At 46.4% G+C, this 13,415-nt stretch carries 13 protein-coding genes, 6 tRNA genes and 1 other RNA gene; 14 read left to right on the top strand and 6 right to left on the bottom strand.

Features of this window, described 5'->3' with window-relative positions; translation table 11 throughout:
• Positions 1 to 54: 54 nt before the first annotated feature.
• From WBM30_RS04750 to WBM30_RS04710, 9 genes are all read left to right on the top strand, one after another.
• Positions 55 to 136 (top strand) — tRNA-Leu (locus tag WBM30_RS04750).
• 11 nt (positions 137 to 147) lie between these two features.
• Positions 148 to 220, top strand: a tRNA-Thr gene (locus WBM30_RS04745).
• A 9-nt stretch (positions 221 to 229) separates the two neighbouring features.
• A tRNA-Gly gene (locus tag WBM30_RS04740) sits at positions 230 to 301 on the top strand.
• A gap of 28 nt (positions 302 to 329) precedes the next feature.
• A tRNA-Leu gene (locus WBM30_RS04735) sits at positions 330 to 415 on the top strand.
• A gap of 5 nt (positions 416 to 420) precedes the next feature.
• A tRNA-Arg gene (locus tag WBM30_RS04730) sits at positions 421 to 494 on the top strand.
• 18 nt (positions 495 to 512) lie between these two features.
• Positions 513 to 586: transfer RNA gene (locus WBM30_RS04725), tRNA-Pro, on the top strand.
• A gap of 305 nt (positions 587 to 891) precedes the next feature.
• The gene (locus tag WBM30_RS04720) at positions 892 to 1,353 is read left to right on the top strand and encodes a CtsR family transcriptional regulator (RefSeq protein WP_086986510.1); all 462 of its coding nucleotides are present in this window, start codon (positions 892 to 894) and stop codon (positions 1,351 to 1,353) included.
• 26 nt (positions 1,354 to 1,379) lie between these two features.
• Positions 1,380 to 3,866, top strand: a complete 2,487-nt coding sequence (locus WBM30_RS04715) for an ATP-dependent Clp protease ATP-binding subunit (RefSeq protein ID WP_424899614.1) — start codon at positions 1,380 to 1,382, stop codon at positions 3,864 to 3,866.
• Positions 3,867 to 3,966: 100 nt separating this feature from the next.
• Positions 3,967 to 4,302, top strand: a complete 336-nt coding sequence (locus WBM30_RS04710; RefSeq protein WP_424899613.1) for a hypothetical protein — start codon at positions 3,967 to 3,969, stop codon at positions 4,300 to 4,302.
• 210 nt (positions 4,303 to 4,512) lie between these two features.
• Here WBM30_RS04710 and WBM30_RS04705 read toward each other — a convergent pair whose 3' ends face one another.
• Positions 4,513 to 5,412, bottom strand: a complete 900-nt coding sequence (locus tag WBM30_RS04705) for a helix-turn-helix domain-containing protein (protein WP_424899612.1) — start codon at positions 5,410 to 5,412, stop codon at positions 4,513 to 4,515.
• 250 nt (positions 5,413 to 5,662) lie between these two features.
• Between WBM30_RS04705 and tadA the strand changes: the two genes are divergently transcribed.
• Entirely contained in the window at positions 5,663 to 6,178 is a 516-nt protein-coding gene (tadA, locus tag WBM30_RS04700) for a tRNA adenosine(34) deaminase TadA (RefSeq protein ID WP_424899611.1), read from the top strand.
• Positions 6,179 to 6,219: 41 nt separating this feature from the next.
• Positions 6,220 to 6,306, top strand: an RNA gene (gene ffs, locus WBM30_RS04695) — signal recognition particle sRNA small type.
• A gap of 79 nt (positions 6,307 to 6,385) precedes the next feature.
• Here ffs and WBM30_RS04690 read toward each other — a convergent pair.
• The 4 genes from WBM30_RS04690 to WBM30_RS04675 all read right to left on the bottom strand — a co-directional run bounded on the left by WBM30_RS04690 (position 6,386) and on the right by WBM30_RS04675 (position 9,079).
• Positions 6,386 to 6,775 (bottom strand): general stress protein, encoded by a 390-nt coding sequence (locus WBM30_RS04690; protein ID WP_424899610.1) that lies wholly within the window; start codon positions 6,773 to 6,775, stop codon positions 6,386 to 6,388.
• Positions 6,776 to 6,835: 60 nt separating this feature from the next.
• Complete coding sequence (locus WBM30_RS04685) at positions 6,836 to 7,180, bottom strand: hypothetical protein (protein WP_424899609.1); 345 nt, start codon at positions 7,178 to 7,180, stop codon at positions 6,836 to 6,838.
• 131 nt (positions 7,181 to 7,311) lie between these two features.
• Positions 7,312 to 7,725 carry a hypothetical protein gene (locus WBM30_RS04680; protein ID WP_424899608.1) on the bottom strand — a complete coding sequence of 138 codons (414 nt, stop codon included), beginning with the start codon at positions 7,723 to 7,725 and terminating at the stop codon, positions 7,312 to 7,314.
• Positions 7,694 to 9,079 (bottom strand): Y-family DNA polymerase, encoded by a 1,386-nt coding sequence (locus tag WBM30_RS04675; RefSeq protein ID WP_424899607.1) that lies wholly within the window; start codon positions 9,077 to 9,079, stop codon positions 7,694 to 7,696. Before WBM30_RS04675 ends, WBM30_RS04680 begins: the two co-directional genes overlap by 32 nt.
• A 959-nt stretch (positions 9,080 to 10,038) precedes the next feature.
• Between WBM30_RS04675 and WBM30_RS04670 the strand changes: the two genes are divergently transcribed.
• The 3 genes from WBM30_RS04670 (at position 10,039) to map (ending at position 12,154) form a co-directional block, all read left to right on the top strand.
• Positions 10,039 to 10,422 (top strand): hypothetical protein, encoded by a 384-nt coding sequence (locus WBM30_RS04670; RefSeq protein WP_424899606.1) that lies wholly within the window; start codon positions 10,039 to 10,041, stop codon positions 10,420 to 10,422.
• 63 nt (positions 10,423 to 10,485) lie between these two features.
• Positions 10,486 to 11,286, top strand: coding sequence for a hypothetical protein (locus WBM30_RS04665; protein WP_424899605.1), 801 nt, complete (start codon positions 10,486 to 10,488; stop codon positions 11,284 to 11,286).
• Between the two features lie 124 nt (positions 11,287 to 11,410).
• The gene (gene map / locus WBM30_RS04660) at positions 11,411 to 12,154 is read left to right on the top strand and encodes a type I methionyl aminopeptidase (protein ID WP_424899604.1); all 744 of its coding nucleotides are present in this window, start codon (positions 11,411 to 11,413) and stop codon (positions 12,152 to 12,154) included.
• Between the two features lie 118 nt (positions 12,155 to 12,272).
• On the opposite strand, the gene WBM30_RS04655 is transcribed toward map, so the two are convergent.
• A complete protein-coding gene (locus tag WBM30_RS04655; RefSeq protein WP_424899603.1) occupies positions 12,273 to 13,139 on the bottom strand; it encodes a DMT family transporter in 867 nt (288 codons plus the stop codon).
• Positions 13,140 to 13,415: the final 276 nt, after the last annotated feature.

Raw genomic sequence — 13,415 nt, 5'->3', positions numbered from 1 at the left:
AGCATCTGACTTTTAATCAGAGGGTCGCAGGTTCGAGCCCTGCATAACTCATTTGCGGGTGTGGCGGAATTGGCAGACGCACTAGATTTAGGATCTAGCGCCGCAAGGCGTGGGGGTTCAAGTCCCTTCACCCGCACTTTTTATCAAGCCGGCTTAGCTCAGTTGGTAGAGCATCTGATTTGTAATCAGAGGGTCGAGGGTTCGAATCCTTTAGCCGGCATCCAAAAATGCGGAAGTAGTTCAGTGGTAGAACATCACCTTGCCAAGGTGGGGGTCGCGGGTTCGAACCCCGTCTTCCGCTTTTTTTTTATTTTAATGGCTATTGTTTAGCCGGGGTGGCGGAACTGGCAGACGCACAGGACTTAAAATCCTGCGGTGAGTGATCACCGTATCGGTTCGATTCCGATTCTCGGCACTTACGCACCCATAGCTCAATTGGATAGAGTACTTGACTACGAATCAAGCGGTTACAGGTTCGACTCCTGTTGGGTGCATTTTCACATAATTATTACCGGGAAGTAGCTCAGCTTGGTAGAGCACTTGGTTTGGGACCAAGGGGTCGCAGGTTCGAATCCTGTCTTCCCGATAAATAAAGATAGACGCAGAAATCATTCCGATGGTTTCTGTGTCTATTTTGTTTATCGGGATATATTGCCGTTTTTTCTCTTTCAGTATATAATGAGGAACATTCTCGATAATTCTGTTGGAAATGTTGAGGGAATACGCTGTTGTAGAGGCAGTAGGCAGTAGTGTGGATGGGTTATCAACTTTCTTGACTAGTTTGCTGCAAACGCCCTCGGATAGCCCTTTCTATTTGACAGTTATGTAGGAATAGCATAATATAAATATATAATAGTCAAAATTAGTCAGGGGAAGGGAGGCGTCCATTCCATGCAGAGTCAGAACATGTCGGATATCATCGAAGCGTATATCAAAAAGATTCTGAATGCAGAAGAGCAGATTGAAATCAGAAGGAATGAAATGGCAGATCGTTTTCATTGTGTACCCTCACAAATCAACTATGTCATCAATACCCGTTTTACGGAACAGCAAGGCTACTCAGTCGAAAGCAAACGCGGCGGGGGTGGCTATATACGCATCATGAAGGTGAAAATCCTGGATCAAGCGGAATTGTTGGATAAGCTGATCGCGATAGTAGGCGAAAGCATCACCCAGAAAGATGCGTTTGCGGTAACCCAAAATCTATACAGTCGCGGTATCATCACGAAACGCGAAGGAAACCTGATGTTGTCGGTATTGGATAAGTCACTTGCCCCATACACAGGCGAACACGAAGAAAGAATACGAGCCCTGCTGTTGCGTAATTTCTTGAACAGCTTGCGCTTTGAATAGATGAGCCCGTAGAGGAGGCGTTAAAAATGGATGAATTATTTACAGAAAAAGCCAGCCAAGTATTGATGTTGGCAACAGAAGAAGCGCACAAATTTAAGCATCAATCCATCGGAACGGAGCATATGCTTCTCGGACTAGTACGAGAACAAGAAGGCATTGCCGGAAAAGTGTTACGCGGATATGATATTGATGAGGAAGGAGTCCGCGAAGAGATTGTCCATCTGACCGGTTTCGGCCAAATGAACACGGACGACTTCAATGCGCCGTTGCCATTTTCTCCTCGGGCTAAAAAAGTCATTATGTATGCGACAAATGAAGCGCACAAATTGGGGGTTCCATTGGTAGGAACCGAGCACCTTTTGTTGGGTTTATTGAAAGAAGAAATTTTGGCAGTCAAAATCATCAAAAATCTGCAGATCGATCCGAATCTGCTGCGCAAGTCTCTCTATGAGAAACTGGGCATCAAACAGCCGACTAAGCCGGATATGCGTTCAGCCAAAAAGACGGAGAAAGTGGAAGAGGGAACACCGACTTTGGATTCCTTGGCCCGCAATCTGACGGAATTGGCACGGGAAAACCGGATGGATCCGATTGTAGGACGCGACAAGGAAGTCCGCCGCATCATGCAGATCGTTTCCCGCAGAACGAAGAATAATCCTGTTTTGGTAGGGGAACCAGGAGTAGGCAAGACCGCCATCGTAGAAGGTTTGGCACAGAAAATTGTGGCCGGGGATGTTCCGGATACGTTGGCGAACAAGCGCATCATGATGTTGGATATGGGTTCATTGGTGGCAGGTACGAAATACCGCGGTGAATTCGAGGAAAGAATGAAAAAAATCATCGATGAAATCTACAATGACGGCAATGTCATTCTCTTTATCGATGAGTTGCACACCTTGATTGGTGCAGGCGGGGCGGAAGGGGCAATCGATGCCTCCAATATCCTGAAACCGGCATTGGCAAGGGGCGAACTACAGACAATCGGTGCCACCACGCTTGATGAATACCAAAAATATATCGAAAAAGATGCAGCGTTGGAAAGACGTTTCGCACCAATCCATATCGATGAGCCCACACCGGAGGAATCGGTTGAGATCATGCGTGGCTTGCGTTCCCGTTATGAGGAGCACCATGGCGTAGAAATCACTGATGAGGCTTTGAAAGCAGCTGTCCAGTTATCCGTGCGCTATATCACTTCCAGAAGATTGCCCGACAAGGCGATCGATCTGATTGATGAATCCGCGGCAAAAGTCCGTTTGGATGTCACACACGGGGATACGCCAATCGGGAAAATCGAATTGGAAATCGCGAAGTTGTCGAAAGATAAAGAAGAAGCTATCCTGAATCAGGACTTTGATAAAGCTGCCCGCATCCGCAAACGCGAAATGGCGAAGAAGCAGAAATTCCAAAAAATGGTGGAACAACAAGCCCAAACAATAACTCACTACGATCTGAAGGTGACTGAAAACGACGTAGCCGAAGTGGTGGCTTTGTGGACCGGAATCCCTGTCAACCAGATGGAGCAGAAGGAAAGCGATCGTTTGATGAGGCTGGAAAAAGTGCTGCACGAACGTGTCATCGGCCAATCCGAGGCGGTAAGCGCGGTGTCCCGTGCAATCAGACGTGCACGTTCCGGGTTGAAGGACCCGAACCGTCCGATTGGTTCGTTCCTTTTCCTAGGGCCTACCGGTGTCGGGAAAACAGAATTGGTGAAAACACTGGCTGAAGCAATGTTTGGGACAGAGGATGCCTTGGTTCGCTTGGATATGTCCGAGTACATGGAAAAATACAGTACGAGTCGTCTGATCGGCTCTCCTCCCGGCTATGTCGGCTATGATGAAGGCGGTCAGTTGACGGAGAAAATCAGACAAAAGCCTTATTCGGTCATTCTTTTTGATGAGATTGAAAAAGCTCATCCGGATGTCTTCAATATTCTCCTGCAAGTACTGGATGACGGTCATCTGACCGATTCCAAAGGGCGTAAGGTTGATTTCCGCAACACGATCTTAATCATGACTTCCAACTTGGGTGCAACGGCTTTGCGTGATGAAAAATCTGTCGGATTCGCGGCGAAGGATCTCAAGCATGATTATAAAGCGATGGAGAAACGCATCCGCGAAGAGCTGAAGAACAGTTTCCGTCCGGAGTTCCTGAACCGTATCGATGAAACAATCGTCTTCCATTCATTGGAGAAAGACGAGTTGCATGAAATCGTCAAATTGATGGCAAACGGCATCGTGAAACGTTTGAAAGATCTCGATATCCATGTGCGCATCACGCCTGCAGCCATTGATGTCATCGCTAAAGCCGGTTTCGATCCGGAGTACGGCGCACGCCCGATCAGACGCGCGATCCAAAAAGAGATCGAAGACAAATTGAGTGAAGAAATGCTGAGCGGCTTGATCAAATTCGGAGATACCGTTACGATCGGCGCCCAAAAAGGCAGCATCCGGATCGCTGTGAAGCCCGCTAAGCAAGAAAACAAAGACAAAAAAGTGCCGGTAAATTCTTAAGAGCAGCAGGTCCTCATTTGGCAGACAGGGTTATTGTTCGGTTATCGCTTCCGTTTATGTTAAAATATAGTTACGGAAGTTAGAGGAGGGAACAAATAAAATGAAGAATTCTAAAAAGGCATTGTTGATCGGTTTGGGTGCTACAGCAGCGATTGCGGCAATTGCGGCAGCCTTGGCATATGAGGAAGAAGCAGTGGACAAAATTGGCTCCTATTTGAACCGTCAACGTATGAAGAGCTTCGTGAAGGACCATCTGAAAGGCAGCCAAAAATTTTTAAAGGCAATCGAGGATTTGACTGATGATGAAATCGATGCATTCTTGCGTGTGGTGGACAGAGCAGGCGATTGGAAAGAATCAGCAATGGACCTGTTCTCTGATTTAAAGGAAAAAGCCGGCGATGTAAAAGACAACGTAGGCGACAGATTGCATAAATAATAATGTTGAAACAAGGATTGTCTCATTTGCAGATAATCCTTGTTTTTTTTGGCGTGTAAGCTGCTGTTTGGCCGATAAACAGGAAGAATCGGACAACCGGAACACCAGTATCCTATTCTGTTCCCCATGGTAGGCCAGTCGACACTTTTTTCTATAAGTAACGCGCTTTAAAAAGAGAAAACGGCCATCCCAATTTGGGACAGCCGCATTTTAGTTGTTGTGGGGCGCCGGCAGCACCGTGATGGCGAGATAAGCCAAGGCCAGGTCGTCCATGCTCTTCAATGCCAAGCCGGTCGCATCAAAAAAGCGATCGATTCGGTACTGGAGCGTGTTGCGGTGCAGATAAAGATCGGCTGCCGCTTTCGACAGGTTTCCTTGATTCTGCCACATGGCCGTGATCAGTTCATGTGTGCCGTCGATGGAGCTGATCGTGGCCTGCAAGGCTTGCAGTACCGGATTTTGGGTTCCTGATTCCGAGATGAAATAAGGAAGTGCGATTGCGGCAAGCGTTATGATCTTGTTGCCTTTGGAAATTGTACGACTGGCCGAAAATATTTTCCTTTCTTCCTCGAAAAGGAGCGGTAAGCGGGAATCGACAGGCCAGCGCTGTCCCAGATACAAGTCGGTTCGTAGGCTGAAGTCGTCATCCAGAATATCCAGCACTGCCGCCAATTCTTCATCGATACAGTAGGGTTCCGGGCTGTCGAGAATGAAGACACCGCTTTTGCCATTCAAAAAGAAGCATTCGCGGACAAGCGGCAGCGTTTGGCTGAAAGAATCAAGCCACAGGGTCTGATCGAAAGACCCGGCGTCCTCTTCCCGATAGGAGAGGCTGAATTGGAGCAGTTGGGTCTGCGCTAGTCCGGTCGGAATTTCGGTCGTCTGACCCAACAGAAACTGGGCCCAAGGATTCTTCGGGATTTCGGACGTCGTCTTGGCCTCGTTGAGCAGCAACTGCTTCAAAAGTGCCTTTTCACGTCCGCTCAGCGTGTGTTCAGGGATATGCAGCCATTTGTTCTGGAAAGGCAGCGTGAAGTAAGCTGGCCCGAGATTGGCCGCGGTCGTTATCTTGGCTTCAGGAAATAGTTGTTGAAGGTCGTTTTGATTCAAATTTTCACCTCATTTATAGGCTGTTGGATTTGGAATGTAAACGTGTTCTAAAAAGCAGACTCGACGTTACTTCACGAATAATGCTCAGATGGTCTGTGACCATCCTCCGCTTATTCGCTCCAGTGATTCGAGTCTAAACGCTTTTCGTCGCACTCTCTTTTCATTCATTTTAGCATTATTATCATTAATTTGCTAAAAAAATATGAAATATGCTATGATTAGTGAATCAAAAGGGACGAGGTATTGGAAGATGGATGATTTGAAGGAACAGTATATGCGGGAAGCCATCAAGGAGGCGGAAAAGGCTGCAGCCATAGGGGAAGTGCCGATCGGGGCGGTGGTCGTCTGGAAGGGCGAAATCATCGGGCGTGGGCATAATGAGCGCGAAGCGACGAATGATGCGACGACGCATGCGGAAATGACGGCGATCAAGCAAGCCAATGCGTTCAAGAAGAATTGGCGGCTAGAGGAAGCGGAGATCTATGTGACATTGGAGCCGTGTCCGATGTGCTGCGGGGCCATCCTGTTGTCACGGATCAAAAAAGTCTATTATGGCGCATCCGACCTGAAAGGCGGGACGGCGGGCACCTTGATGAATCTGCTCCAGGATGAACGCTTTAACCATCAGAGCGAGGTCGAGAAGGGTGTTCTGGAGGAAGAATGCCGGGCGCTGCTGCAGGATTTTTTCCGGGCGCTGCGCAAAGAACGGAAGGAAAACAGCCGGAAGCATCTCCGCGAACATATGCAGGAAGAAAACAAAGGCTAGCTTTTTCTTTTTGGCTATGGTATGATAAGAAATGCCGAAAGGCCTTATCGCAATGGCGATCTTATGAATTGAGTCAGATCCGGAAGGAAGCAGCTATAAGTAGGTATCGCCATGTGCTATAAGTTAATATAACTTAAATAAAGAAGCAGGAAAAACCGTTTTGACGGTTTGCCTGCTTCTTTTTTGCTTCGACTTTATTTTCTCTCGCTAAACTGGATGCTGCTGTTCCGCACCGTCAACGATGATCAAAATATTCCCTTCCTCCAATTCGGAGAAGTATCCTTGCATCTTGCGTTCCTGCTCTTCTTCCTGTTCCGGTGACAACTGCGGATAAGGATGCTGAGGGGAGGGTTCGTAGAGAGCTTCCTCATCGAAGGATGGGTAGATCGGGGCGAGTTCCTTCCAGCCGGCATTCTCATCGTGCCCTGTTTCGGTAATGACTTCAATACCGGTCTCTTTAGCCAACCGCTCTTTTTTATCCGGTGAGTTGGTCACCAACAGGAGATCCGTTTCCTTGTGTCCTTTCTCGAGCAAGCCTTTGACGGCTGTTTCCACAGCTTCAACGGTTGCGTACGAACCTGCCACAAATTTTGACATACAGTCTCAATCCTTTCTTATTTCATGGTTTTATAGAACTGCTTGATGGATCGGAAATTGTTATTCGTCCGCTTCCTTTGTGATGATGGCGATGCTGCCGTTTTCGATGGCAGCGATGCGGTCTGCAAGAAAGTCCATGCCGTCGGGGAAAGTCCCGGTCTTTTTCTGGAAAGCTTCGTATTGTTTCAGGTTGAACAGGTCATTGACCTTTTCCAGCAATGAATGGCTCGAGATAATCGCACCGTCCGCACCGCGAAGGTCCCAATTCTCCAATATGGCTTCTTGGCTGGCATTATTCGTCACCAAGGTGATTCGTTCCTTCGTATAGCCTTTTTTATGCAGTTCCTCAACCGCCCGCTTGCATTCCTCAATGGATCCGACATGGGCTTGGATAATATAAGTCATGATGATGTCCCCCTTAGCAAGAGAAAAGAAAGCGTTCTCTTTTTATTTGAGTATAAGCCTTTGCATCAAAAAAAACAACAATCGCACTGTCAATGCCGGTCGCGTGCCGCTTTCCTTTTGGCTCAGTATGGCTACTGCTTGAACACCTTTACGCTGGACCATTTATCCTGGTAAAGAATATGCACATTCCGGATGCGGTCGAGCGGAACCCATGCTTCGCCGATCAGGATTTCATCGTCTCCGCAAAGACCCTTGAAAAAGCCTTCAATGGACTCTGTTTGGCGTCCGAAGCGGTCCTTTTGGTTCAGTTGGACCGATACGCGGCGATTTTTTTTCAAGGCTACCGCCAAGGTTTCATCGATTTCGGCAGGGCTCAGCTGAGTGAGGATCGGGATGTTCTTCATGGCTTCCTCTTTTCCTGCAGAGATGGACTTCACCAGTTCATCCATCGCGTAGGCCGTTACCCATTTGATCATGCCGCGGTCATGGTAGTCGTTGTAGTCCTCAAATACTTTATCCGTCCGTTTTCTTGGTTCTCTCAGCATGCTCTTCCCCTTCCTCCAATCCGGCCATACCGCCCGCGTGTCCACCCACCAACGAGCTGCGTGCGATTGCGCGGCCACCTTCCAACAGGCTGACGGCACGCACCAGTGAGCGGAATCCGTATTTTTTACGGATCGAATCGACAATCAGATCCTTTTTTTGCTCGTTTACTTGTTCGTCAGGCTTCTGAAACAGGTCCAGCTGCAGAAAATCCGTGTAGATCAGATTTCCGGCGCCAACGCCGACATTCCGGACTGATTGGTCTTTGTAGTGTTGGTCAAAAATCATCAGGATATGGGCCACGAACTCACTCGAGGCATTGGTGGGCGGGATTTTCATTTGCTGATGGAAGCCGGTCCTGCCCAGCTGATCGATGTAGTTGATACTGTAGCCGATGCTCAGACTCACAAGCTGGGTCTTGGCTCCGGATTTACGCAAGCGCGTCGCCACTTGGTCGGCCATTTCGATCAGGACGATTTCTATTTCCGAGCGCACCACATAATCCTTGTTGAGCACCTGTGAATTGCCGATGGATTTGGAGCTGACTTTGACTTTTTCCCCCAGAAAGCTGCGGTCGATGCCCCAACTGTGGGCGTAAAGTTGCGCGCCCATGACGCCTAGCTGGCTCTTCAAGTAATAGTAATTGGTGTGCGCCAAGTCATAGATCGAGGAGATGCCCAACTGGTTGAGCCGCAGTTGGGTCCGTTTGCCGATGCCCCAAAAATCGGTCATGTCGGGGATTTTCCAAACGGTTTCGGGGATATCCGGATAACGCCATTCCGCGATCATGTCCGGTTGGTGCTTGGCCGCGTTATCGAGTGCCAACTTAGCCAACAGCGGGTTATCGCCGATGCCGATCGTCGTGTAGATGCCGGTCGTCTGCAATACGTCCGCCTGGATGAGTTTGGCCATTTCGTAAGCCGAGTTTTTCCCGAAAAGTTTCTGGGCACCGGTGATATCGACAAAACTTTCGTCAACTGAATAGACGTGGTGATTATCTTCATCCGCATACTTCTTGTAGATGTTGTTGATTTCAGTATTTTTCTGCATGTACAGCCGCATTTGCGGCGCCGCAATCACCAACCCCGGCGGATAGGGGAAGGGCAAGTCTCTGGCCCGACTGATGTTCGATATCCCGTAAGCCTTTTTGGCAGCGGGAGAGGAGGCCAGAATCAGGCCGCTGCCGCGTTCTTTCGGATCGGCTGAGGGATAGCTCATGACCACCAATTTTGTTTCGAGCGGATGCAGCCCGCGCCGCACGCATTCCACGCTCGCATAGAAGGATTTGCAGTCGATGCAGAGGATGTCACGACTGGGCTCCTTCGCATAATCAAAAACCAATTCCGTTTCATACATAAAAACCGTCTCCAATCTCTATGTCCTTATTATACGAACGTATGTTTGCGTTTGTAAAGCGAACAAGGAAAGATATTTGGGAAAAATGATAAAATACAGGCTGAAAAGCAAACTTGTATATTTTTATTGGCATAAATTACAATTTTTTGATATATAATTATAGGTGATTAATAGTTCGCGGAAATTGGAAGAATGGTCGAGGAAAAAATGAGGGGTATTGGTAAGGTTGGAATGAGATATCGATTCCTTTTATAATTCTATTTCGTGGTTGATGCTGCTTGAGGTTGAGCATCAACACTACTGGAACAATGAAAGCTATTGCACCAAGTATGGGAAATTAAGAAGAATCAATAATATTCCGCAATCATAAAGGAATCGGATGGATAAAGTTGGTTAATTTGAAAAATTAATTATCAATGAGATAATAGATAGCGTAGGGATACCTAACGATGAAATAGAGGCACGGAGTATTCGGGGTCTAAAATTATAAAACAGGGGATGAACCATTATGTCAGTCACTAACCAACCAGGAGTCTTTTTCCTTTATAAAAAAGTCAAAGCAACACAAAATGTGCAACAAACACGTCTAGTTTTGGTAGCGTTAATTGGTGCCATTATCATAACTACACTATTTTGGATTCCAATATTTTTTATAGTAGTAAATTGAATCAAGCGGTACTTGGGAAAGGATGTCAAAACGAAACTTTTCTTAAAAGGATTGATTAGAGGAACTCTTCCAGTTGCTTTTATGTTGTCAATGTATACATGGAATGATTCTCAGGGGAGAGTAGGCGATGCTGGTTACGGTTTTTCCATGTGTTTCTGCTGTTCAACAAGGTTGGTGTTATTCTCTTTGTAACGACTGCCCTTATTTCCAAAGTGCGCAATAGTCTTATGAATTTGAAGCAAACGGATCTCTAAAACTGAACTTTTGTATTTGAAAGAAAGCAGGTGGATGGATGAGTACGCGAGACAATCAGAAAAAGTACGATGACAAAAGTAATGTGGACAGTTCCATTTATTCCAGAGTCAATATCGGCCAGGGTGCAAGCAACAAGTTCGATAGCCCGAACCTCACGCATTTGGGAGGGAGCATGAACAATCCCGATGAGCAAGTACACCATAGGAACAGCTCCTTGACTACGATTATCTATTACGTGGTCGGCAGTATCATTTCAGCCTTGATAGTATTTGCAGGGATGCAAATCTTTCACGATTACTTCTATGGCGAGGCTCTCAACAAGGTGATTCCTTCTCTGCTCTTATTACTCGGATCTTTGGCGATAGGATTCATCTGCTCAAAACTGATTATGAAAAAATTTGGGCCAATCAAAAAAAAATAACCAACTAAGAATCTAATTTTTATCAACAATAGATATTCCAAACGGATAGGATGGTGTTGGGAAATGATGAAAAAGACAATCGTAACAACAATGTTTTTCCTTTCAAGTATGCTGCTATTGAGTGGGTGTGGCGGTTCCACTTCCACCACGAGTGTCGTGGAGTCAATCGGGAATGCGGCTCAGAAGAATGCGGAACTCGACAATGCCCGTTTTGAGACGCTCTACTCCATGGATAGTGAAGCTGAGCCATTCGACCAAAGCTCGGAAGGGGCCTTCGTGAAAAAAACGGAGTCTGATTATGATTGGTATCAGAAGACTTCCTTCGATGAAACGAATACCACGGAAACGGCTCAAATCAGCGGAAAGCAGTATCAGAAAATCAGTGTACCCGGGCAAGCGGAAACGCAATGGGTGGAGGTTTCATCAACTGGTTTTGCTTTGCAAGACCTCTTGAGATCGCTCTTTGAGAATGAGATAGTGGAAGCGGATATTGCGGATAGCAAGGTTGAGGATAAAGAAGGCGGCAAGGAATACACACTCACCATGAACGACGCTTATGCCGAGAGGATAAAAGCGAAAAATGTGGAAGAGCTCCAGCAGAACATCGACGAATTGAAACAGGACAACGAAGAAGCGCAGGTCATCGAGGGAATAGAAACGCTTCTCCAGGAAATTGAGGAGACCAACTATCAAGGTGTCACCATCACCTATAAAATCAACGAGGAAGGTTTCCTGACGGCTGTCCACTCCGAATCTACTGTGGTGCCTCCGACTGGGGAGGTCTACACCTTGGTTTCCAGTTTCTCTCTGACGGAATATAATCTGAGTGATACAGGGGGCCTACTGCCTCAGGTTGCAGAGTAAGGGAATGCGGGGAAATAAATAACATTCCATAAATAAGCTATGTCGCTGCAGAAAAATCCATTCCATTTGTGATAAAATCTAACTGGAATGAAATTAAAAAAGCTTTAAGAAGTGAGGATACAAAATGATTGCAAAGACAGAAGAAGATTTTAACGGGTTAAAAGAAATTGGCGGCATTTGCGGAGCGATCCGAGATGAAATGGTGAAATCAACGAAACCTGGAATCACCACAAAAGAGCTTGATGACATTGCGAAGGAGCTTTTCGAAGAAGCCGGAGCGCAATCTGCACCAAAAGGCGAATACAATTTCCCAGGGTATACGTGCATCAGCGTAAACGAAGAAGTGGCGCACGGGATTCCGAGCGATCGGATCATTGAGGAAGGGGATCTTGTGAATATCGATGTTTCAGGTTCCAAAAACGGCTATTTTGCGGATACTGGCATTTCCTTTGTTGTTGGGAAGGGCGATATCGTTCTGCAGAAATTATGTGATGTTGCGAAAGAAGCATTCGACGCGGGACTTGCGAAGGTTAAACCGGGCGCGAAAACAAGCAACCTCGGAAAAGCGGTGCACAACGTGGCGAAACGCCATGGCTTGACGGTCATCAAAAACCTGACCGGACACGGCGTCGGACGCGCAATCCACGAAGCGCCAGACCATATCTTCAATTATTACTCGCGCTGGGATGACGAAATTTTGAAAGAGGGCATGGTCATTGCTTTTGAGCCTTTTATCTCAACATTCGAAGAGGAAGTTTTCCAAGTTGAAGATGATGACTGGACCTTCTTTACGGAAGAAAGCATGGTTGCCCAATACGAACATACGATTATTGTCACAAAAGAAGGACCGATCGTTACCACTTTGTAAGGGCGCGAGTGTGGCATGATGAAAACCACTTGTTATGTTATGCAAAAAAGCACAGATTAATTTCTGTGCTTTTTTGCATAACATTTCTGCTCTCAATAATTTCGCGGCTATCAAGTAATCATGCATTTGATTTTTTGAACAACAACAAGCCTGCAAATATCATAAACCCGCCTACACATGTCGCCAATGTAGGGATTTCTCCCATTATGAGAAAACCCATCAAAGCGGCCAACAAGGGGGTAACAAACATGTAATTCGTTACATCGCTTGTTTTTTGCGCAATCGTCAGTGCTTTTGCCCACAACATGTATGCAAGCGCACTTGGGAATACACCCATAAAACCCATCACCAATAATTGCTGAAGAGGGGCATTGCCGAACTGTACTGCCGCATCCGGTAAATACCACAGCAGAAATATCGTTCCAGCAAAAACACTGTAAGCTGTTGATTGCAAAGGAGAATATTTTTTCAGTAAAGAACGTTGCAGCAGATTATAGCCGCTGATGCAGACAGCCGCGCCAAACATCCATAACATACCTGCATTCACAGAAATAATTCCGTTCCATAATGTCAAAACCAGAATGCCGCTGAATTCCACTGCAATCGCAATCCAGCCTAAGGACCTGATTTTTTCTTTGAAAATGATCCGGGCGAACAGAGCAGTCAGGATAGGTGCTGATGCGATGACAACACTTCCCGTTGCTGCTGTCAGCGATTTGGATGCTTGGTTGAAGGTGATCATATATAGCGAAAAGCCTAAAACGCCAGCCAGCAGGAATTTAGGGATGTCCTTTTTTTCCGGAAGTCCAATCTTTGTAAACAGTCCGATCACAATAAACAATAGCGAAGCAATCACATAACGAAGAACACCTATCGCTTCTGATGTGTAGTAAGTCAGAGCGATTTTTGTAAAAACAAATGCCGATGCCCACAGTAGCACTGTAACAAAAGCATATAGTTGAGCCTGATTCTTTGTATTTTGCATTTTTCCCTCGCCATCCTGAATATACAATTCACTCCTGGTGAAAACACATCCATCTCTATAAACTTTTTTGGTATATTTATAGGATAATTTAATTATATGAAAAGTCAATGTTTTTCAAATCGACAGACTTTGATCAGGAAAACAAAAGCCAACACTTGCCGGAGGTTGTTTCAGATGAATCCAGAGTTTACCTTGATTCATCAGTGCCTTAGCAAGTTACGCAATAGAGAATGGGCTGTCTACGAATGAGACCGCCCATTCTCTGTTGTTTCGTTG

Source organism: Trichococcus sp. (assembly GCF_049684335.1).
Lineage (GTDB): Bacteria > Bacillota > Bacilli > Lactobacillales > Aerococcaceae > Trichococcus.
This window is presented reverse-complemented; position numbering and strand designations above follow the sequence as displayed.

Bases quoted from the DNA above. Each gene is read 5' to 3' on its own strand.
- WBM30_RS04720 (WP_086986510.1), top strand. From the start codon at position 892: ATGCAGAGTCAGAACATGTCGGATATCATCGAAGCGTATATCAAAAAG.
- WBM30_RS04715 (WP_424899614.1), top strand. From the start codon at position 1,380: ATGGATGAATTATTTACAGAAAAAGCCAGCCAAGTATTGATGTTGGCA.
- WBM30_RS04710 (WP_424899613.1), top strand. From the start codon at position 3,967: ATGAAGAATTCTAAAAAGGCATTGTTGATCGGTTTGGGTGCTACAGCA.
- tadA (WP_424899611.1), top strand. From the start codon at position 5,663: ATGGATGATTTGAAGGAACAGTATATGCGGGAAGCCATCAAGGAGGCG.
- WBM30_RS04690 (WP_424899610.1), bottom strand. From the start codon at position 6,775: ATGTCAAAATTTGTGGCAGGTTCGTACGCAACCGTTGAAGCTGTGGAA.
- WBM30_RS04685 (WP_424899609.1), bottom strand. From the start codon at position 7,180: ATGACTTATATTATCCAAGCCCATGTCGGATCCATTGAGGAATGCAAG.
- WBM30_RS04680 (WP_424899608.1), bottom strand. From the start codon at position 7,725: ATGCTGAGAGAACCAAGAAAACGGACGGATAAAGTATTTGAGGACTAC.
- WBM30_RS04675 (WP_424899607.1), bottom strand. From the start codon at position 9,079: ATGTATGAAACGGAATTGGTTTTTGATTATGCGAAGGAGCCCAGTCGT.
- WBM30_RS04670 (WP_424899606.1), top strand. From the start codon at position 10,039: ATGAGTACGCGAGACAATCAGAAAAAGTACGATGACAAAAGTAATGTG.
- WBM30_RS04665 (WP_424899605.1), top strand. From the start codon at position 10,486: ATGATGAAAAAGACAATCGTAACAACAATGTTTTTCCTTTCAAGTATG.
- map (WP_424899604.1), top strand. From the start codon at position 11,411: ATGATTGCAAAGACAGAAGAAGATTTTAACGGGTTAAAAGAAATTGGC.
- WBM30_RS04655 (WP_424899603.1), bottom strand. From the start codon at position 13,139: ATGCAAAATACAAAGAATCAGGCTCAACTATATGCTTTTGTTACAGTG.